This is a genomic window from Streptomyces sp. NPDC001617 (assembly GCF_053596855.1).
This window is the reverse complement of the sequence record NZ_JBSFHA010000039.1, coordinates 73343-92073: the sequence shown is the minus strand read 5'-3', so window position 1 is coordinate 92073 and position 18731 is coordinate 73343. Positions and strand designations below refer to the sequence as shown.

18 protein-coding genes and 2 pseudogenes are annotated in these 18731 nt (G+C 67.3%); 6 read left to right on the top strand and 14 right to left on the bottom strand.

Going from position 1 to position 18731, the window contains the following annotated elements; genetic code table 11:
• Positions 1 to 32: 32 nt before the first annotated feature.
• Complete coding sequence (locus tag ACWC09_RS27650; protein ID WP_450853437.1) at positions 33 to 638, bottom strand: hypothetical protein; 606 nt, start codon at positions 636 to 638, stop codon at positions 33 to 35.
• A 583-nt stretch (positions 639 to 1221) separates the two neighbouring features.
• Here ACWC09_RS27650 and ACWC09_RS27645 point away from each other — a divergent pair.
• Together ACWC09_RS27645 and ACWC09_RS27640 are read left to right on the top strand one after the other, a co-directional pair.
• On the top strand, positions 1222 to 2154 hold the full coding sequence (locus ACWC09_RS27645) for a hypothetical protein (protein WP_450853436.1): 933 nt from the start codon (positions 1222 to 1224) through the stop codon (positions 2152 to 2154).
• Between the two features lie 274 nt (positions 2155 to 2428).
• Positions 2429 to 2632, top strand: a pseudogene (locus ACWC09_RS27640) (ISAzo13 family transposase); the annotation flags it as partial.
• A gap of 176 nt (positions 2633 to 2808) precedes the next feature.
• Here ACWC09_RS27640 and ACWC09_RS27635 read toward each other — a convergent pair.
• From ACWC09_RS27635 to ACWC09_RS27620, 4 genes are all read right to left on the bottom strand, one after another.
• Positions 2809 to 3528, bottom strand: a complete 720-nt coding sequence (locus tag ACWC09_RS27635) for a response regulator transcription factor (RefSeq protein ID WP_450853434.1) — start codon at positions 3526 to 3528, stop codon at positions 2809 to 2811.
• A gap of 133 nt (positions 3529 to 3661) precedes the next feature.
• Positions 3662 to 5113: an amino acid permease gene (locus tag ACWC09_RS27630; protein WP_450853441.1), complete on the bottom strand. Its 1452-nt coding sequence runs from the start codon at positions 5111 to 5113 to the stop codon at positions 3662 to 3664.
• A gap of 159 nt (positions 5114 to 5272) precedes the next feature.
• Positions 5273 to 6229: a hypothetical protein gene (locus ACWC09_RS27625; RefSeq protein WP_450853433.1), complete on the bottom strand. Its 957-nt coding sequence runs from the start codon at positions 6227 to 6229 to the stop codon at positions 5273 to 5275.
• A 69-nt stretch (positions 6230 to 6298) separates the two neighbouring features.
• Positions 6299 to 6532 carry a tetratricopeptide repeat protein gene (locus ACWC09_RS27620; RefSeq protein WP_450853432.1) on the bottom strand — a complete coding sequence of 78 codons (234 nt, stop codon included), beginning with the start codon at positions 6530 to 6532 and terminating at the stop codon, positions 6299 to 6301.
• Between the two features lie 279 nt (positions 6533 to 6811).
• Between ACWC09_RS27620 and ACWC09_RS27615 the strand changes: the two are divergent.
• From ACWC09_RS27615 to ACWC09_RS27605, 3 genes and pseudogenes are all read left to right on the top strand, one after another.
• A pseudogene (locus ACWC09_RS27615) lies at positions 6812 to 6961 on the top strand (IS701 family transposase); the annotation flags it as partial.
• 627 nt (positions 6962 to 7588) lie between these two features.
• Positions 7589 to 8884, top strand: coding sequence for a DUF6745 domain-containing protein (locus ACWC09_RS27610; RefSeq protein WP_450853431.1), 1296 nt, complete (start codon positions 7589 to 7591; stop codon positions 8882 to 8884).
• Positions 8885 to 8897: 13 nt separating this feature from the next.
• Positions 8898 to 9320: a hypothetical protein gene (locus ACWC09_RS27605; RefSeq protein WP_450853430.1), complete on the top strand. Its 423-nt coding sequence runs from the start codon at positions 8898 to 8900 to the stop codon at positions 9318 to 9320.
• A 186-nt stretch (positions 9321 to 9506) separates the two neighbouring features.
• Here the strand turns inward: ACWC09_RS27605 and ACWC09_RS27600 are convergent, their stop codons facing one another.
• From ACWC09_RS27600 to ACWC09_RS27585, 4 genes are read right to left on the bottom strand one after another with little or no spacing between them, the layout of a single operon-like run.
• Complete coding sequence (locus ACWC09_RS27600) at positions 9507 to 9782, bottom strand: hypothetical protein (protein ID WP_450853429.1); 276 nt, start codon at positions 9780 to 9782, stop codon at positions 9507 to 9509.
• Positions 9779 to 10183, bottom strand: coding sequence for a hypothetical protein (locus ACWC09_RS27595; protein WP_450853427.1), 405 nt, complete (start codon positions 10181 to 10183; stop codon positions 9779 to 9781). The genes ACWC09_RS27600 and ACWC09_RS27595 overlap by 4 nt, the downstream gene beginning before the upstream one ends.
• 51 nt (positions 10184 to 10234) lie before the next feature.
• Positions 10235 to 11731: a sensor histidine kinase gene (locus tag ACWC09_RS27590; RefSeq protein ID WP_450853426.1), complete on the bottom strand. Its 1497-nt coding sequence runs from the start codon at positions 11729 to 11731 to the stop codon at positions 10235 to 10237.
• Positions 11728 to 12039 carry a hypothetical protein gene (locus ACWC09_RS27585; protein ID WP_450853425.1) on the bottom strand — a complete coding sequence of 104 codons (312 nt, stop codon included), beginning with the start codon at positions 12037 to 12039 and terminating at the stop codon, positions 11728 to 11730. The genes ACWC09_RS27590 and ACWC09_RS27585 overlap by 4 nt, the downstream gene beginning before the upstream one ends.
• Positions 12040 to 12166: 127 nt before the next feature.
• Here ACWC09_RS27585 and ACWC09_RS27580 point away from each other — a divergent pair, with 127 nt between their 5' ends.
• Positions 12167 to 13420, top strand: coding sequence for a protein kinase domain-containing protein (locus ACWC09_RS27580; protein ID WP_450853424.1), 1254 nt, complete (start codon positions 12167 to 12169; stop codon positions 13418 to 13420).
• Between the two features lie 25 nt (positions 13421 to 13445).
• Here the strand turns inward: ACWC09_RS27580 and ACWC09_RS27575 are convergent, their stop codons facing one another.
• From ACWC09_RS27575 to ACWC09_RS27555, 5 genes are all read right to left on the bottom strand, one after another.
• The gene (locus ACWC09_RS27575; RefSeq protein ID WP_450853423.1) at positions 13446 to 13595 is read right to left on the bottom strand and encodes a hypothetical protein; all 150 of its coding nucleotides are present in this window, start codon (positions 13593 to 13595) and stop codon (positions 13446 to 13448) included.
• A 93-nt stretch (positions 13596 to 13688) separates the two neighbouring features.
• Positions 13689 to 14117 carry a response regulator transcription factor gene (locus tag ACWC09_RS27570; protein ID WP_450853421.1) on the bottom strand — a complete coding sequence of 143 codons (429 nt, stop codon included), beginning with the start codon at positions 14115 to 14117 and terminating at the stop codon, positions 13689 to 13691.
• An 11-nt stretch (positions 14118 to 14128) separates the two neighbouring features.
• Positions 14129 to 16462: a transketolase-like TK C-terminal-containing protein gene (locus ACWC09_RS27565; protein WP_450853420.1), complete on the bottom strand. Its 2334-nt coding sequence runs from the start codon at positions 16460 to 16462 to the stop codon at positions 14129 to 14131.
• Positions 16462 to 17655, bottom strand: coding sequence for a trans-sulfuration enzyme family protein (locus ACWC09_RS27560; protein WP_450853419.1), 1194 nt, complete (start codon positions 17653 to 17655; stop codon positions 16462 to 16464). The genes ACWC09_RS27565 and ACWC09_RS27560 overlap by 1 nt, the downstream gene beginning before the upstream one ends.
• On the bottom strand, positions 17652 to 18728 hold the full coding sequence (locus tag ACWC09_RS27555) for a RuBisCO large subunit C-terminal-like domain-containing protein (protein WP_450853418.1): 1077 nt from the start codon (positions 18726 to 18728) through the stop codon (positions 17652 to 17654). Before ACWC09_RS27555 ends, ACWC09_RS27560 begins: the two co-directional genes overlap by 4 nt.
• Between the last annotated feature and the right edge of the window lie 3 nt (positions 18729 to 18731).

Genomic DNA, 18731 nt, shown 5'->3' with positions numbered 1-18731 from the left:
CCCCAATGATCACGAAGCCCGTGCCTGCTCTGCTATGCACCCCAACCGGTCACGGCCCGACCAACCGCCCGACCCCGGAACTCGCCCAAGCCCTGGTGGTCGAGGGAAGCGGGATGGGGGAAATATCCGGGCTTGCATTCCAGGATTTCCCTGAAGCCTTTATTGTGGTAATAACGCAGTTGCGGGTCGCGTGGCATCCCATGACGCTTCTGGCGCATGTACGAATCCGCCGACCCTTCCGGATGGGATCTCTTCCAGCCCCGCAGACCCGGCATGGGTGAGCCGAGATAGATGTCACGCCATCCGTTCTTCAGCGCGTAAGGCCAGAAGAACTCGAATATGAAGATCACGGCAGTTGCGTCGACACTGCTCAGACTTATGCCGAACAGGGACCGGGTACCTGCTGGCGCGGAGGTCCGCACCTCGGCGCAGTCGGACCAGGTGGCCGCCGCGCGCAGCTCCCGGACAGTGATCGGCTTCATGAAGAGTGAGGCCAGCGCCTCACCGTCGGCGGTGAAGGCGCCGATACAGAGCTTCGGGTACGCCTGGATACGGGCAGCGAGCTCCGCCGCGGAAGCAGCCTGACCCTCATCCCATTTGCCTTCTTCGAGCGCCACGAGGGATTCCACGTCTTCCACGGAGAGAAATCGAACCTCGGCACACTCCCTCGAAGTGACCCCGCCATCGCCTCCAGTGCGACCGCCGGACGTCCGGGCTGGACCAGTCATGCTCACTTCTCGTTCTCCTCGGCACGGGGACGTCGTCCGTTCCGAGAATTACAGCCGACCGATCATTCTGGAACACTACCCATAAGTAGTGTCGGGGAAATTCACTTCACGTTCACCATCATCGTTTGATTACGCAGCTGGCAGGCCGATCAGGGGGAACGCATTGTGTGACGTGATCCCTATACGCGACGCAAGCTACGTGTGGCCTACGTGGTTACCCTGATGCAGAAGTGAGACCGGAGGCGGGATGCTGCCTAGGCAACACCGAGAGCACCTGTCCGCCCCCGTTTCCCCGGCGGGAGCGGACAGGCCAAGTGAGTGGGAATAAACGACAGCTGGTCGCTGAATGTTTCGCCACCACGTTACCACGAGATGCAAGATGAGAACCTTCCTCGGCTTCCTGACTATCGACTGCAGGAAAATCGATCACTTGACCTTATGGTCCGAATCCTCGTGTTGCCGCGCTAGCCAGTCGGCTAGCTGAACAGGAATATTGATCGCACAGATCAAGCAGGTAGAGGATTTCTTGATAATCGCCGAATCGATGACGAATTCTACAGAACGAATCCGCGGCGAAGGTGAGCGCTCAATCAATCAGTCGTTTGGCGCGCAAGCCGGGACTACCCGACCGTTCGGCAATCGGTTTGCCCGTGTCGATGGCCAATCGGTGGGGATGGCGCCTTCCTGCGCAGATAGTGAACGCCGAAGGAATCCTGTGAGGAGCAGCCCAAGCATCTCAGCAGTGCTGCATGCCCAACTGGGGGTCAGCAAGCTCGTACTCCGCCCTGCGACAGCTCTAGCTGACAAGGTTCCTGGCAAAATCTTCGGTCAAAGTCAGTACTTGCACACGGTGAACGGACTGGCCCAGTCATGCATGCCCCTCCTGGAACTTGCCGTACGCCGCTGCAGGAAATTGGCCCCAGATGACCCGGCATCGGAAGCGTTGGGGTCGTACTACGCGCAGCGCATGGCGAAGAGTACCGTTCGCAATCGCCACTCATTCGCCCGACTGCTCATTACCGGACGAGAATCCGTTTCGGTACTCGGTGAACTTGCCTCTCGTACGATCGCTGACCTCGTGGGCGCCCAGTACTACTGGATCGAACACGATCACCCTGTCACCCTGCTGGGTTACCTGCTTGTACTGGATGACGGCGCCTCGGTTTGCTGGTCGCGTGATCCTGTGGAAGCTGGTGCGCGCAACCAAACAATCGAACCTCTCTGCACATTGGATGAGCCCACCCAACAGCAGGTCCGACGGGCCGATGATCTCGTCGAACTTTTGGATACCCTTCCGCTGTCCGAGAAACAACAGACGACCGTCGTTCACAGTGCACTGCGCACGGTGGAGGAACTGGTCAATCTGTACATGAATCTGGGCGGCGTTGAAGTACGACCAGCGCACGGGTATCCATTTTCGAGCTGATTCCGCTCCTGGATACGGTTCAGGGCGCGTGCGTTCTCACGCGGCGAGATGAGTAACTCGTGCGTGGACGTGCCCTGATGGCCTGCTTGCCCGTACTTGGATGCGACGAACGCGACCCCTGATAATCAAGTTTCTCGAAGCCTTTCATCACTAACCTCGATCTTCCATGAGGGTTCGTCACAGGGAGCCGCCGAATAATAACTTCGGCTTCTGGCAAGGGTGTTGGGGTCGTAGGGTGCTGTTGTGGCGGAGGGGATCGAGGCGGTGCTGGCGGGTGCTGGCGGAGAAGTTCGCCCGTTTGTCGCCGCATCTGGATGAGCGGCGGCGTCGGCTGGTGCTGGGGACGGACGCGCGGGCTCTGGGGCGGCACGGCGGGATCCGGTTGGTGGCTCGTGCTGCCGGGGTGTCGGAGGAGACGGTTTCGCGCGGGGTGGCCTTCTACGTAGCTGCAGGCCCGGCCACGCGGCATCGGAGCCGGCGGAGCTCGCACCGTGCGGGCTCCGCGCGGGGGGCAACTGCGACAGGCGGAGAAAACAGCGGGGACGGCTTGCCACCGCCCTCGCCGCCGGTGGCATTTCCGTGGGTGCGAGAACAGCGAGGCCGCGCGCACAGAGCACCGCAGGAGGGTTTTTGGGTGAGCGCGCGTGGACAGCCTCATCGCCCCCCTCCGCCCCGCGCCGGGTCGTCGCGCAGGATGAAGCCGACCCCACGTACGGTGTGCAGGATGCGGGGACGGCCACCGGCTTCCAGCTTGCGCCGCAGGTAGCTGATGAAGGTGTCCACGGCGTCGGTGCGTATATCGAAGCCGTATCCCCACACGCGGTCCAGCAGCTGGTCGCGGGTGAGCACCAGGCCTGCATTGCGGGCCAGCACTTCGAGCAGGTCGAACTCACGCCTGGTGAGCGTCAACGGCGCGCCCTCCAGGACGGCCTCGCGACTTCCGGGGTCGATCACCAGGCCCCCGGCGCGCACCTGGTCGGTGCCGGCCGGAGGCCTGCGGCGCAACAATGCCCGCAGCCGCAGCACCAGCTCCTGCAGAGCGAACGGTTTGACCAGATAGTCGTCAGCGCCCGCCTGCAGGCCGGCTACCCGGTCAGCCAGCTGGTCCAGGGCGGACAACATCAGCACCGGCACGTCACTGCCGGTCTCCCTCAGCGTTCGGCACACCTCGGTCCCGCTCAGGTCGGGCATCGAGACATCCAGTATCACCACGTCGGGCGCTTCGTCCCGCAGAGCGGCCAGCGCACTGCGGCCGTCGTCGGCCAGGGCCACCGAGAAGCCGTCCAGCCGTAGACCGCGCTCCAGCGAACGCCGGATGGCCGCGTCGTCATCGGCGACCAGCACCCGCTTCGCCCCATGTACATGCGCTTTCATGGCGGTTGGGTCCTTCCTCGGCTGCCCGGCCGACCACCTGACCGCCGGGGAACCTGTGGCTGCCGTGTACGCCCGTCCCCGATGGGAAGTGCGATGGCCTGGCGTGTGGCTGTGCGATGCGTAGGACGTCCGGTCAGATCAGGTCCATGGCAGCCACCTCGTCGGGGCGGCCGTAACTGACCGGGCCTTCGAAGCGCTCGCGAGCCGTGGCGAACCACCACACGGTGGCGATGAGTAGAACCGCACCCAGGGCGATCGGCGCGTAGTTGAACGACTTGGCCGTGATCGGGGAGACCTGAGGCAGCATGAACAGCACGCTGCTGATCGCGATCCACGTGACAGCGATCCCCGCGACGAGTCTTCCGTAGCGCCCCAGGTTCCACGGCCCCGACTGGAAGTCCTCCGCTCGCAGGCGCAGGAAGATGGGCACGCCGTAGGCGAGGAAGAGGCCGACGACGTTGACGCTCACGACAGCGGCGAAAACTGTGCTGGACCAGAGGCCGGGGAGGACCAGCACCAGTGAACACATGGCGGCGAGCCACACTGCCTTGACCGGGGTGCGGGTGCGAGCTGAAACCGAGTGCCACCAGCGCGAGCCGGGCATCGCTCCGTCGCGGGAGAAGGCAAAGATCTGACGGGCGTTGCTGGTCATGTTCGCCAGCCCGCAGAACAGCATCGCGCCGATCACGATCAGCACCAGGAGCTTGGCGGTGGACAGGCCCAGCGCGTCGATGAGAATCTGCACCGGCGGAGCCGACGAACCGGCTTGCAGCGCGTAGTCACGGATCGCGTAGACCAGAGCGAGCATCAGGATCAGTCCGCTGAGGGCCGAGTAGCCGATGGCGCGCATGATGCCCTTGGGCGCGTTGACGGTGGCCTGGACGGTCTCCTCGGACATGTGGAAGCTGCCGTCGAAGCCGGTGAAGGTCCAGCTCGTGACGAGCAGGCCGAGCATGCCGCCGTACAGGCTGCTGGTGAAGCCGGTGTTGTTCGCGAAGTGCGTCACGAACGAAGCGGGCTGGTGGTGCGCCGGTATCACGATGAGAGCGGCGACGATCACGAGCATGCCGATCACCAGCCACCACACCGAGATCCGGTTCAGCACGGCGACCAACTGCACCGTGAAGGTGTTGGCCAGCGCCTGGATCAGCAGGATCACCGTCGTAATGGCCACGGTCCGTTCGGTCGTCACCTGGTAGCCGGGCCATTGCAGAGCGAGGAACGCCTGTATGAAGGTGGCGGCCGCGTAGTCGGTGGCGGCCGTTCCGCCCACCTGGCCAACGAAGTTCAGCCATCCCGTGTACCAGGACCAGGCGCCGCGATGGCGCTTGGCGAGCTTGCCCGCGGAGAAGTACAGTGCGCCGCTGGTCGGATAGGCGGAGGCGATCTCCCCCATGGAGGCGCCGACGAACAGCACCATGACGGACACTCCGATCCAGCCGAACACGAGAATCCGCGGGCCGCCGGCGTTCATCCCCAGACCGAAGGCCGAGAAGATCCCGGAGATGATGTTGATGATCGTGAAGGAGATGGCGAAGTTGTCGAACGCACGGAAACGTCGTGTGAGTTTCCGCGGATAGCCCATGGCGTGCAGCGTGGCATCGTCATCGAGCACGACAGGCCTTGAACTGCGGCCGCCATGACGTCTGTGTTGACGGGTGCTAGGCGTGTTCTGGTGCACTGATTACCTTTCAGCGGGATCGGACATGTGAAGCGCCGAGGAAACCGATTGCAGGTGACTTCGTCAGATATTTTCGGTTGTCGCGAGCCTGCATGAACGTCGGGCTTTGTTCAACTGCTGCTCAGGCTGGCCGAAGGCGCTCCAGGGCATCCGGGCGGCATATGGGCCCATGGCCGTAAAAACAGCGCGGGCTTCGAACTCGAGTTTCGTCATGAATAAAGCGTGAGCCAGATAGGAAAGATCCAGAACCGGAATGAACCGATAGTCCGACGCCTCGGGAAACCAGTTATGGTAAATCGCCGAAGCGATAACTTTCCATGCAGATTCTTCCCATACGCGCTCTGCCAGCAGCATCTGTGGATTGTGGTCCTCGACGAGTGCGACGAACGGTAGAAGTCGCAGTGCTGACCAGTTCGGTGCGCGCTGACTCAAAAAGAATGCGACGTCCCAAGTGGCAGATTTCGAACCGCCGTTACGGATGAAGAAGTAGGCCAGCATCCGGTGGTGTGCCTCGCGATGCCAGGGGGCAAGGCGAAGGATGCGGGAGAACAGGCTCCAAGGGCCCGGGTGTGTCAGCATCATACCGTTAGGGGCAGGATCCCGGTACTGAAGAAGGCGGGCCATGGCGAGTTGGGCCACCAACGGTGTGGGATCTTCGGGGAATACCTCGGCGGCATGCTTGCACGCGGCCAGCGCTATACGCGCGAGAGGGGCGACTCGACGATCGTCAGTCCCGGCCATCCGTGTCACACGCAGCACGGCAACTCGAGCCCACATCAGCGTCGACTCGGCGCTGACTTCTTCTGCAAGCCAACGTTCCGCCAGATCCGAGTCGGCGGCTTCGGATGCCAATACCAGAGACCGATGCGCTCTCAGATCGAAATCCCAGCGCGCTTCCTTCAGTATTTCCTGCGCACTGAAGTACCGTCCCGCCCTGACATCCGTGCACGCCTGTGCCAGTCGACGATCATCAGCTGCCGGGTGCCAGCTGTAGTGTCCTTCGAATGTTGCACCGGTCATGTGCGGCCTCCCGCATCATGCCGGTCAAGTGACGACCTGTTTGCGTGCACGGCTTCCCATTGTTCGATTTCATGGTCTTGATTCATGCGACTCAGGGGTGGCGTTGCCGAAGGGAGGCTTGAGCGCCCGCGCCCGGACGTTGCCGGGGGCCCTGCGCACGGCGGCCGCGACCGCGGCGACCGCTTTGTCGGCACGGTCGCGCGCGAGCAGCGACTTTGAGAGGTGGAGCCGCAGCGGTACGTCGTCCGGCATGGCGCAGACGGCAGCCCGCAGACCGGCGGTCAGCGGTATCTCGTGGCCCATTGAAGCGGGACTCCAAATTCATAAGACGTGCGGGGCCGCAAGATCCGATGCCGCCCTGTTGAGCGGCTCTCCGGACCCCGGGTGACCAAGGCAGGGGAGGCATTGCCACCTGTCATCCCCGGCAGCCGGGACCCCGGCCCGGGGCAGCGCCCAGCCTGCTCCCCCACAACCGACCGCGGCATCCGTGAAACCACGTATCCGGATGTGTAACCGCCGCGACCACACTCCTCAGGGCCGGCGGTCAGAATCGGTCGAGAGCGTGGTGACGCAGGCTGGGGGCTGTTCGAACGTGGGTGGTGCGACTCGCGGAGTGTGTTCGCTCGGGTGGCGCGCCGGTTCGGCCGGGTGGATCTGCGGCGGCCGATGCGGGACTACGTGCGTGGTCTACTCGCGCCCGTGGGATGCAAGAACGGCTGGCAGTTGGCGGAATGAGCTGATCCCGGAACGGCCTGGTCCGATCCGGGCGACCTGCCGCAGCCTGGTGCCGGTCGCCTCGGGCGCGAACTCGAAGCGCCATGTGGCCATAGGTCTCGTTGGCGTCGGGGCCGGGTCACCGAACCGGCCGTCCGGATCGATGGCCCCCGGCAAAACACCCGTTGTTCCTCAACCTCGGCGACAGGCGAGCCGGTCCGCCACTCGCCGATCACCGGGTGGCGGTTGTACCCCGCAAGGCGTGCCCCCACCGTCGGCTCCCCGCGCCGTCGAGCCACTCCGCTCGCCGCGTTCAGCCGGACCAGGAGCTCGGCGGCGACGCCGCCACACCATCAGGCGATAGCAGATCCACTCAAAGGCTCACGGACCACCCACTTAAACGTGCCGGTGTGAGCAATTGGGAGGCAAAAGGCGAGCCCGGGCAGCGGGATATGCTCCCGGGCTCCGTCACGACCGCAGCCTTTACCTCGCGGCCCCATGGACCGGCAGAGCTTCGGCAAAGACGAGGGATGTCAAGTTCGTGATCATGCTAGCTTCAGGAGGGTGCGCGCTAGCTTCGGGTCTCGTGCGTTGCCTCGCAGGCCTGTGGCGATTCCGGTCGGGCAATCGGGGAGTTGGCGATCAATGAGGTATCGACTCGCGGGGAAGGAAGAAACGTCTCCGGAGGGTGTGGCCACGGAGTCCAGCAGGTGGATCACGGCGCTCACCGAAGAGCAGGAGACGATCATCCGTGAGGTGGCGAAGGACTGGGACGCGGTCGGCTGGGCGACCGGGCCGGGTGATCGCGCGGCCGCCGAGGACGGTGTCCGAGCGGTTTATCGGGCCCTCGGGTTGCCGCCCCCACGGTTCATCGTCTGGCTCGGCTCCCCATGGGCCGGCCTGATCGGGCAGGCGGTGCTTCCCGGGATCATCGCCTCGGTCACGGGAGGAAGGTGTGCCCGGGTGCGCGCCCGGTTCCGTCGGCGGATACGCGGGCAGTTGCGCACCGGATCGGGGGAGATCCTCTACAGAGAGGTCTACGACCAGGTCGAGGCCCAGGTGGCCTCTGCGGTGAACAAGCGAGTGGTGTCGACGGTCGTGGAAGAGCAGTCCCCCGGAACAACCTGGCGGACAGCGGCGCATAACGCGATGGTGTGCCCGGTCGGCGACAGGAGCCCCGAGCCGTGGTCTCAGCCTCGGGTGCAAGACGAACTGGTTGCGCAGGTGGCCGCCCAGGCAGGCATCGCCCAGGTACCCGAGGTACCGCTGTTCCGGCTCCCCCGCCGCTGGCGACTCAAAATTCCGAGTGGGTACGCCGTGTCGGACTTCGCGTGGGTCGATGCCATGGAGCTCATCGGCATCACCGGTCTGGATCCCGTCCATGCCGAGCAGCAGGTGACCCGGCACGCGGGCATGTGGTGGGCCTACCGCGACTACGCCGTCCTCACCCACCGCCCCGACGTCATACGGCGGGACGCCCAAGGCCGTCTCCATTGCGCCGACGGACCGGCAGCTGTGTGGCCCGACGGCTGGTTGATCCATGCCTGGCACGGCAGGGAGGTTCCCGGCACCCTGATCGAGGGGTACTGGGACGCTGCCCGGATCCTGCGGGAGGACAACAGCGAGCTGCGTCGCGCCGCGATCGAACGCATGGGCTGGGCCGAGTTCGTCGCCGCCGCAGGCCTGCGTCAGGTCGGCTCCAGCGAGCCCGACCCCGGCAACCCGGGGTACCGACTAGCCCTCTACGACCTGCCCACCGGGTCGATGTTCCCCTCCGTCGTACGGGTCCTGCTGTGCACCAACGCCTCACCCGAGCGCGACGGCTCACGCCGCCAGTACGGGCTCATCGTGCCCGTCGACGCCCCCGATCCCGTCACCGCGGCGGCCGGCATGCTCGGCCTCACCCGCGAGCAGTACCTCACACTCGCACGCGCCACCTGAATCGGAGAGCCCCATGGCCCAGCGACAGCCCACCCTCGGATACGTCACCGCCCTCGCGGGAACCGAAGTCCTGGAACACCTCGACCGGCAGGCCGCCATCCCGGTCTCCGCGGGTCTCCAGCGTCAGGGCGACGTCGGACTGATCCCGGTCGGCCTCATCGGGTACAGGCCGCCGAAGGGCGGCAAGCAGGTCCCCGCCGCCGGAATCCCTCTGGTGTCATCCGGCGACGGTGCCCACACCCACCTGCTCGTGGCCGACGGCCCGGTGACCTGGGCACCGATACCCAACGGCGGCGCCGACGTCGGCTGCTTCACCGTCCATGAGAGCGCGACCGCCTATGTCCTGCATCCCGAACACGGAGCCATGGGCCACGCCCCGGGTGTCTACCTCGTACGCCGACAGGTCGAGGACAAGGGCCGCATCGTCCTCGATTGACCCGGCGGGACCGTCACAAGGGGTGTCAGGCCGGGGCCTTGAGGACAGTTACTGACCTCAAGGCCTTCTGTGGTCAGCCCAGGGCTCGGTCGTTCTCGCGGTTACGCCCGTTCTGCCCGGTGGTGCCGATCCGCCGCCCTTGTCCGCCGAACGAAGGCAGCGGACAAGGGCGCCAGGGATCGGAAATCAGTTGTCGCCAGCGGCGTCGGAGTCCGCAGCGGCGGCAGCGCTCTGAGCGTCGTCGACGATGCGGTTCAGGTCCGAGAGGCTGGTGGCGGACGGTTCCGGCGCGACAGTGGCCGTCGCGGCGGGGACGGAGGCGGGCGCGGCGGGAGCCGTGGTGGACTCCTTGTTCGCGTCCGCGCCGCTGGAGCTGCCGCCGCTGGCACCGCAGGCGGTGGCGAGGACGGCGAGCAGCAGCGCCATGGCGGCCAGGGCGCTGCGAGAGGCCCGTCGACTCACGCGGTGGCTCCGTCGTTGTGGGCGCCGCACCAGGTCGTGACCTGCGCGAGGTCCTTGCTCCTCTGCTGGAGCGTCGGGACGAGCGACTTGCGGTAGGTGAGCCGGTGGCTCAGGAAGGTCTCGATCTCGGTGTTTCCGGCTGCCTTGGCGTTGTCGACGCGCTTTTGGAGGCGTGCGATGGAGCCGCGCTGAGTCACCGGGCCGTTCAGGCGGGTCAGTGCCTTCTCGACGCGCTCCTCGACCTGGGGGGCGCGCTTGCACAGCCGGTGCCCCGCGCCTCCACCGGTTCCGGAGCTCGCACTGCGTGCGGGGGTGGCGTCGTCGGCGACCGCCGCCCCGCTCCCCGCGAGCAGCATTGTGACGGTGGCCAAAGCCACCATGGTGGCCTTCCTGCGCAACATGTGTTTCTCCTTCTTCCGTTCGACGCGGCGCATCGCCGCCGTGTGCTGAAGCTAGGAGTGACCTTTGTGGATACTCTGTGGCCGGTCGGGGCCTGCGGCGAGCCAGTCGCGGCGCAGCGGGGGCAGGGTTGCGGTGGCGGCGCCCGACGCGTCGACGAGGGGGAGTCGCACTTCGAACAATGCACCGGGCCCTTCGGGTTGGTTCCGGAGGATCACCCGGCCCCCGTGCAACGCAGTCTGCTGTGCGACCAGAGTCAGTCCCAGCCCGGATCCGGGACTGTCGGGGCGTCGACGGAAGCGTTCGAAGACTGCCGCCCGGGCCGCTGGTGGAACCCCGGGACCGCGATCGCCCACGGCGAGCACGGCGACGGGGCCGTGTTCCTCCTGGACGCGATGCAGGAAAACCTCGACCTGGGCCGGGCGGTCGTTCCTGCGGCCGTGTACGAGCGCGTTCGTGAGAAGGTTGTCGACCATTGAGCGCAGTCCCTGTTCCCAGCCCCGCACGGTCAGGCCGGAGGGTGCGCGCACCACCACTTCCGCAGCTGGGTGCCGGTGCCTCAGATCGGCGGTGGCGTGGTCCACCACGTCGGCGAGGTCGACGGGGCCGAAAGCCTCCACCTCGACGAGGTCGCCCTCAGCGAGTGCCCGGAACATGACTAGCAGACCGAGCAACCTGGCGTGTTCGCGCCGCAGATCCTCCAGCACCTCGACCCGTTCGGCCTCCGGAAGGCGGGGGTGCTCCATGAAGATGTCGAGGTTGGTGCCCATGCTCATCAGTGGATTGCGCAGTTCATGCGAAGCCGTCGCGGCGAAGGAACGGGCCGTGGCCAATGCCTCCAGGGTGCGGGAGGCCTGCTCGTCATAGCGCGCCAGTACGACCTGCAGCGTGTGGGCCAGATCGTCGACTTCGGTGACCCGGGTCGGGATGTGGTCCAGGCGGGCCGTGCTGGTCCGGGGATCGAGCCCGCTCGCGCGCCGCTGGAGCTGCCGCAGCGGGCGCGCGGCACGAGTGGTGGTCGCCCAGGCCAGCGCACCGGCCAAAGGGGCGGTGAGCAGGGCTGCGGCGATCACGCGCCGCCGGAGGAAGCCGAGTTGGGTCTTTGCGGCGGTGTCAGGTGAGAACACCCACAGCGTTCCCCGGACCCTGGGCTTGACCCCGGCCACCGGCAACGCGATCACCCGCCAGAGGGCGCCCTTGACCTGTACCGTCACCGGCACAGGCGTTTTGGCGGGCAACGCAACCACGGTGTCCGGCTGCGGGCCGCCGGACACCGTACCGCTGGGGCCGGTGAGGCGTATGCCAACGTCCAGTGCGGAGGTGAACAGTCGCCGCCGCCGGGCCTCCTCGGCCGCCGTACGGTTCCGCGCCGTGGCGCGCAGCAGCGCCTTGGCGTCCGGTTTCACTGCCGCTGCGACGTCCCGCAGATGGGCGTCCTGCTGGGTATGCAGATCGCCGGCGACCATATGCAGCAGCAGCGCGCCCCCGGCCAGTACGAGCAGTGGCACAATGGTCGCCACCGCGAGTGCGATGCGGGTGGACAGTCTCATCGCCCGCCTCCCAGCACGGCCTCGCGACGTGCCGGGTTCATCACCAGGCCCGTGGCGCACACCCGGTCGGTGGCGGCCGCGGGCCTGCGGCGCAGAGACGAACGCAGCCGCAACGCGAACGGCCCTACCAGATCTGACACCACCGCGTCCAGTGCTGCGTCCCGCAGGGTGGCCAGAGCGCTGCAGCCGTTGTCGGCCTGGACCACTGAGAGGTCGTCAAGCCGCTGCCCGGGCTCCCGTGAGCACCGGGTGGCCGCGTCGTCGTCGGCGCTCGGCACACGCTGCGCCGCATGTATATCCGCTTTCACGGCGGCGATGGTACGTGCACCGGGCCACCGTCGGGACCCGCGCACAGTCTCCACGAGGGATCACAGAGATCCCACAACAACCGCCCGTACCGTGCCTCGGCGGAACCCGGCAACGAGGGGGAGCACAGTGGATCGCACGCGTCGTCTGGGCGGACGTTACTGTCTGGAACAGGCCTTGGGCCAAGGGGGGATGGCGGAGGTATGGCTGGCACGTGATCTGCTTCTGTTTCGCCCGGTGGCCGTGAAGACGCTCCGGCCGGAACTTGCGGCCGATGCCGAGCATTGGGCACGGTTCCGCAGGGAGGCCGTCTCGGCCGCCCTTCTGGGCCACCCGTCCATCGTCTCGGTCTTTGACACGGGTGAAGACACGGCCGACGGCCGATCTGTCCCCTACCTCGTGATGGAGTACGTCAGGGGTACCACGCTGCTCCAACTGGTGCGCGACGAGCGGATCACCAGTCCCGAGCACGCCCTGAAACTCACCCTCGGCGTACTGGAGGCGCTGGAACACGCCCACCACCACGGCATTGTCCACCGGGACATCAAACCCGCGAACGCCATGCTTTCCCACGAGGGCACCGTGAAGGTGATGGACTTCGGCATCGCCCGGTCGGTGGATCCGGCGGCAACGACCTTGACCCGTACCTCGATGGTTCTGGGGACAGCCGAGTACCTCTCGCCGGAACAGGCGCGGGGCGAGGTGGTGGACTGCCGCACCGACCTGTATTCGACCGGCTGCCTGCTGTTCGAACTGCTCACCGGCCGCCCCCCGTTCACTGGTGACACCCCGTTGGCCGTGGCCATGAAGCACCTCGCGGACCCGCCCGTCCCGCCGTCCGCCTATGCTCCAGGGCTTCCCCCGGCTTACGACGCACTGGTGCTCCGCGCCCTCTCCAAGGGCCGCGCGGACCGGTACCAGACCGCCGAAGAGATGCGTGACGCCATCGGCAAGGTACTCGCAGGCCACGCCGTGACGGTCACCTCGCCGCTGCCGGCTCCGTCCCCGACCCTCCGGGGCACCCCGCCACTGTCGCGCCAGGGTCCACGGAACGCGCGCTCGGTGCGCCGACGGCGCATCCGCTGGGCACTCCAGGCGACTGCGGTGCTGTTGGTGACGGCCGTGGGCACCTACATGATTGCCGCACGGCACACGTCTTCTGATGCCTTCGTCGCGGCACCGTCCCTGATCAGTAAGACGATGGCCCAAGCTCGATCGGCTGCCCAGGCGGCGGGTGTACGTGTACAGCGCGTGCGATACGGGGTGTGCCCCGGAACAGTCACGCCCGTCGGTCGGGTGTGTGAGCAATTTCCCGCGCCGGGTAGCCAGTTGGCACGTCACTCCGTCGTGCGGGTCACCGTGTCCTCCGGGCCGTCTCAGTAGACCTGCTCGGTCAGCTGTTTCACCGTCAGATGATCTCCGCGCCGGCACGGTTCGTGAGCCAGGCCGCGAACGGTTCCGAGGTGCGGTCGGGCGGTATGTCCACGACTCGGCCGGCCTCGACGTCGACCAGGACAGTGCTGTAGGTGCAGCCCGTGACCGCCGCGAGCAGGGCCATCGGCAGCGTGGAGGTGGTGAATGGCGCAGGAAGGGTCCGCGCGGAGATCCCCGAGTGCGGTCTGTCAGGCGGTCGGCAGGCGAACCGCTTGACTCAGGGCGTGCGGGAGGGCAGCCCGGGATCGGATGTCAAGTTTCGGGAGATGTGGCTGAGGTAGGTTTCCACGGTTCTGGTGCTGACGAAGAGCTGCTCGGCGATTTCCCGCGTACGTCTGCCCGTCGCCGCCACTTGGGCGATCTCTCGCTCCCGGGCGGTGAGGAGGGCCACGGTCGAGCCGTTCGCACCCGGCACCGTCCCAACCGACGCATCCGCCGCGCCGGACGTCGGCAACTGGCTCCGGATCGTGGCGGCCTCCTCCCGGACTCGCTGTGCGCCGCAGGAACCAGAGACCTTGGCCGCCGTGTCGAGCCACTCCAGTGCCTGCTCCGTGCCATGGACCGCATGGGCCGAACGCGCTCCGGCCGCCAGGGTCCAGGCGTGTTCGACCGGCAGACCGGCCCGGCGGAACTTCTCCGTCCGCACCCGTCCGACGATCACTGCAGCGCGAGGGCGGCGAGCGAGGCGTTCACGATCGCCCCGGAGGTTAGATCGTGGATCTGGTACAGGTCGGCGACGGTGCCTGACTGGCCGAAGGCGTCGACCCCGAGCGGAACGGAAGGAACTCCCAGGGCGGAGCCGAGCCATGCCAGTGCGTGTGACGCGGCGTCATGGACGGTGACGATCGGGACGCCGGGCACGAACGCGGTGCGGAGCACGCCGGGCAGCGCCGGGACGGTGGCAGTGCGGATGCTGTCGCGCAGCGCGGAATTCCATGAGGAGTACAGGCGGTCGGCGGAGGTGATGTCGATGACATGCGCGACGATGCCCTCCTCGGTCAGCTCCGCCGCGGCCGCGAGCAGTTCCGGGAGGATCGCGCCACTTCCTGCCAGTTGGACCTGTGGTCCCTTCATCTGCGATGCGTCGACCAGCCGGTAGGCGCCGGAAAGGACCTGCCGGCGCAGCACCGTGTCGGTGAGCCGGGACCGGGCCTCCTCGAACGGTGCCTGGTCCAGGGGGCGCGTGGTGAGTCGAAAATAGTACGACCCGCCTTCTGCTCGGGCGATCCTTCCCAGTCCGTCGCACAGCAGCCAGTCCAGCGACGTCGCGTAGGCGGGTTCGCAGAAGGTCACTCCGGGAAGCTCGATGCCGACGGACGCGGTGACGGTCGACTGGTGTGCGCCGCCCTCGGGGGCCAGGGTGACTCCCGAAGGAGTGCCGGCCACCACGAACCGCGCCCCGGAGTAGGCGGAATAGACGAAGGCGTCCAGGCCGCGCAACACGAAGGGGTCGTAGACCGTGCCGACCGGAAGGAGTGGCTGCCCCGAGAGGTCGTGCGCCAAGCCCAGTTGCCCCAGCAGCAGGAAGAGGTTCATCTCGCTGATGCCGAGTTCGATGTGCTGCCCGGAGGGGCCTTCCGTCCATTTCAGTACGGGGTCCTCGCTCCAGGCGCGCCGCGCCGTCGGGGTGAAGACCCCTGTTCTGTTGATGAAGCCCGCGAGGTTCGTGGATGTCGCTACGTCCGGTGCGGTCGTCACCAGCAGAGGAGCCACCACCGGGTCCCGCGCCAGATCGGTGAGGACGCGCCCGAACGCCTCCTGGGTGGACAGTGGTTTCCCTGTCCTGACGCCGGTCTCCCGGGGAACGGGGACCGGGGGCACCGCGGGCCGGGCGGGGCGTGCCAGGTGCGCGGCCCGGCCCAGGGCCCACTGTCCCGCGGGCGTGTCCGGGCTGATCCGGTCCCATTCCGACTCGGGGTCCAGCCCTGAGGCGGCACGCAGCTCGGCGACCTGCGCCGAAGTGAGCAGTGCCGAGTGGTTGCGCGGGTTTCCCGCCGTCGGCAGCCCCCAACCCTTGACCGTGTAGGCGAACACGACGCTCGGGCGGTCGGTGACCGCGTCGCATTCCCGGTAGGCGGCCAGCAGTGAGTCCAGGTCATGTCCGCCCAGGTCGGTCAGCAGCGCTCCCAGTTGGGAGTCGGCGAGGTCGGCGCAGAACGCGATCACCTCCGCGGGCGCCCCTTCAAGGAAGTGCTGGCGCAGTCGCGGTCCGCTCAGGGCGAAGAGCGACTGGTACTGCTCGTTGGGCAGCGCGTCCAGCCAGTCACGCAGTGCGTGCCCGCCGGGCAGGTCGAACGCGGTGCGGAGCCGTGACCCGTACTTCACCTCGACCACGTGCCAGCCCGCCGCGTGGAACTGCGCCGACCACTGCGCGATCCGCGTGCCGGGGACGACCCGGTCCAGCGACTGCCGGTTGAAGTCCACGATCCACATGACGTTGCCGAGGCCCTGGGTGGCGGGGTCGGCGACGGCCTCCCAGACATTGCCCTCGTCCAGTTCCGCGTCGCCCATCAGCGCGACGAACCGCGAGGCGGGTCGTTCGCCGAAGTGTGCGTCCACGTAGCGGCGGGTCGCTGCCGCGAAAAGCGGCGCCGCCGCTCCGAGTCCCACCGATCCGGTCGAGAAGTCGATGTGGTCCGGATCCTTGGTCCGCGACGGGTAAGCCTGCAGGCCGCCCCGGGCTCGCAGCGTGGTGAGGTATGCCCGGTCCAGTTCACCCAGCAGGTAGTGGATCGCGTGCAGCACCGGCGAGGCATGCGGTTTCACACTCACCCGGTCCGGTTCGTCCAGGTGCGCGAACCACAGGGCTGTCATGACCGACACCAGCGATGCGCTGGAAGCCTGGTGGCCGCCCACCTTGACCCCGTCGCCGGTGTCCCGCTCGTGGTTGGCGGCGTCGATGATGCGGGTCGCCAGCCACAGCACCCGCCGCTCGATCTCCTGGAGTTCCTTCAACGGCGTACCTGCGGCCGGGTTCGGGGCGAGGCTCATCACCGCTCCTCCGCGCTGGACAGGGCACGCAGCACCTCGGCGACCACGTCGGCGGTGTCCTCGATCCCGACGGAGATCCGGATCAGTCCCTGCGGCACGTGAGCGGCCTCCGGTGGCACGTACGAACCGCCCATCCAGCCTGCCGCCGGATGCATGACCAGGGTGTGCACGTCGCCGAGGCTCGCAGCATAGGTGAGCAGATCGAGGGCTGCCACGAAGCGGGCCGCCGCCTCGAATCCACCGCGGAGTTCGATCGACAGCATCCCGCCGAAGCCGTCCATCTGCCGCGCGGCGACCTCGTGGCCGGGATGACCGGCGAGCCCGGGGTACAGCACCCGCGCCACGGCCGGGTGGTCCATCGCCGCCTCCGCGACGGCCAGTGCGGTGCGATTCTGCTGGCGGACGCGCATGGGCATCGTTCGGATACCGCGTTGCAGGAGCCAGGCGTCGTGCGGAGACAGGGTGCAGCCGGCGAGCACCTGTGGCCACCAGATCTGCTCCAGGTGTTCCAGGGAGCCCGCGATCACTCCGGCGATCAGGTCGGAGTGGCCGCCCATGTACTTGGTGCCGGACTCCACGACCAGGTCCACTCCGTGTTCCAGCGGACGTGAGTTCACCATGCTGGCCAGGGTGTTGTCGGCGACGGTCAGGACCCCCGCCGCCCGGCACACCGCGGAGACCGCGTCCAGGTCGGTGATCTGCAGCAGTGGGTTGCTGGGGGTCTCCAGGTACACCAGCCGGGTGTGCGGCCGCAGCGCGGCGGACACCGCGTCGGCGTTCATGCTGGGCAGGCGGGTCGCGCTCACTCCGAAGCGTTCGAACTCGGTGAGCAGGTCCAGTGTCTCGCCGTAGGTGGTCTGGCCCACCACGACGTGGTCGCCCGCTTTCAGCAGCGCGAACAGCACGGTGGAGATGGCCGCCATGCCGGAGCTGGTCATCAGGGCTGCCTCGGCGCCCTGCAGATCGGCGACCAGTGCGCCGGTCCGTGCCACGGTCGGGTTGCCGTAACGGCCGTAGAACTTCATCGGCCTCGGCAGCCGTGCCATCTCGTGGAAGCTCGACTGGCCGGGCCGGGTATAGGTGGTGGCCATGTCGATCGAGGGGGCGACCCCGAATTCCTCGGTGAACTCGCCGTCGGCGTGGACCGCGCGGCTGAGTACGCCGATCTGCGGCCGGATGTGCTCGGTCCTCATGCCAGGCTCCTTCTCATCTCGCGGGCGTTGCCTACGCGGTCGCCCCTGTGCAGTTCGCCGCCGATCAGCGGCGCGACGTCCTTGCCGTAGAAGGCGGCGACCTCGGCCAGCCGGTCCAGGGTCATCCCGCCGGCCGGGGCGGGGAGAGCGGACCGCAGGCCGCCGAGGGGCGCCGTGAGGGCGTCGGCGATGGAGCGGCACTCTGCCTGGGTGAAGCTGAACCGGCCGCCATAGGCGGGGAAGACGACCAGGTCGGCGCCCGCCAGCCGGGCCAGTGTGCCGAACAGCAGCCGGTGCGAGATGCCGCTGTCCGGGCTGGCGACGTAGGTGCCCAGCATCGAGGGGTGCGCCATGATCACCATGCCCAGGTCGGACTCGGCCAGTGCCCGCATGTGGTCGAAGCCGTGGAGGCCTGGCAGGACCATCAGGCCTTGGGCGCCGGCCTCCTTGGCGAATTCCGCTGCCTCGAACAGTCGGTCCGCGGGGACGTTCAGTGACGGCAGGTAGATCGCGGTGTCGCTGGCCTCGCGTACCGCTGCCGCGCAGGCCTCGACACGCCTGGTGAACCGGCCGAACGGCTGGTCGGAGAGGCCATGGTCGTCCTTGATGATGTCGATGCCGTTGGCGGCGAAGTCGCCGGCCATCGCGGCCAGTTCGGCGACACTGGTGCCCATCGGCTTGAGGGCTGTCGCCAGGATCGGCCGGTCCGGTGCGCCGAGTCGTCGGCGCAGTCCGGCCACGCCGAACCGCGGCCCCTGGAACGCCTCCAGGAGGGCGTCGGGAACTTCGATGTCGACCAGCCGTACTCCCGGGCGCATGCTGATGTTGCCGAACAGCATGTTCAGCAGCTGCGGCAGCTGGAACGCGGTCACCGACACCGCGAAACTGACGTCCGCGAACCAGCCACCGTCACCTGAGGGAGCCAATTCGATTTCCCGTCCGATCAGTTCCCGTCGGGGGTCATCGGGCCGCAGCAGGTCGGCAGGGAATTCGATGGTCTGCTCGACACACAAATGCGCGACTGCGGCGCGGGCGTCGGCCTCGTCGCCCGTGATCCGGTATCGAACCATCATCCT

Excerpts from the sequence above, each read along its gene's own strand:
- ACWC09_RS27635 (WP_450853434.1), bottom strand. The coding sequence starts at position 3,528 with ATGAAAGCGCATGTACATGGGGCGAAGCGGGTGCTGGTCGCCGATGAC.
- ACWC09_RS27630 (WP_450853441.1), bottom strand. The coding sequence starts at position 5,113 with ATGGGCTATCCGCGGAAACTCACACGACGTTTCCGTGCGTTCGACAAC.
- ACWC09_RS27625 (WP_450853433.1), bottom strand. The coding sequence starts at position 6,229 with ATGACCGGTGCAACATTCGAAGGACACTACAGCTGGCACCCGGCAGCT.
- ACWC09_RS27620 (WP_450853432.1), bottom strand. The coding sequence starts at position 6,532 with ATGGGCCACGAGATACCGCTGACCGCCGGTCTGCGGGCTGCCGTCTGC.
- ACWC09_RS27610 (WP_450853431.1), top strand. The coding sequence starts at position 7,589 with ATGAGGTATCGACTCGCGGGGAAGGAAGAAACGTCTCCGGAGGGTGTG.
- ACWC09_RS27605 (WP_450853430.1), top strand. The coding sequence starts at position 8,898 with ATGGCCCAGCGACAGCCCACCCTCGGATACGTCACCGCCCTCGCGGGA.
- ACWC09_RS27595 (WP_450853427.1), bottom strand. The coding sequence starts at position 10,183 with ATGTTGCGCAGGAAGGCCACCATGGTGGCTTTGGCCACCGTCACAATG.
- ACWC09_RS27590 (WP_450853426.1), bottom strand. The coding sequence starts at position 11,731 with ATGAGACTGTCCACCCGCATCGCACTCGCGGTGGCGACCATTGTGCCA.
- ACWC09_RS27575 (WP_450853423.1), bottom strand. The coding sequence starts at position 13,595 with ATGGCCCTGCTCGCGGCGGTCACGGGCTGCACCTACAGCACTGTCCTG.
- ACWC09_RS27565 (WP_450853420.1), bottom strand. The coding sequence starts at position 16,462 with ATGAGCCTCGCCCCGAACCCGGCCGCAGGTACGCCGTTGAAGGAACTC.
- ACWC09_RS27560 (WP_450853419.1), bottom strand. The coding sequence starts at position 17,655 with ATGAGGACCGAGCACATCCGGCCGCAGATCGGCGTACTCAGCCGCGCG.
- ACWC09_RS27555 (WP_450853418.1), bottom strand. The coding sequence starts at position 18,728 with ATGATGGTTCGATACCGGATCACGGGCGACGAGGCCGACGCCCGCGCC.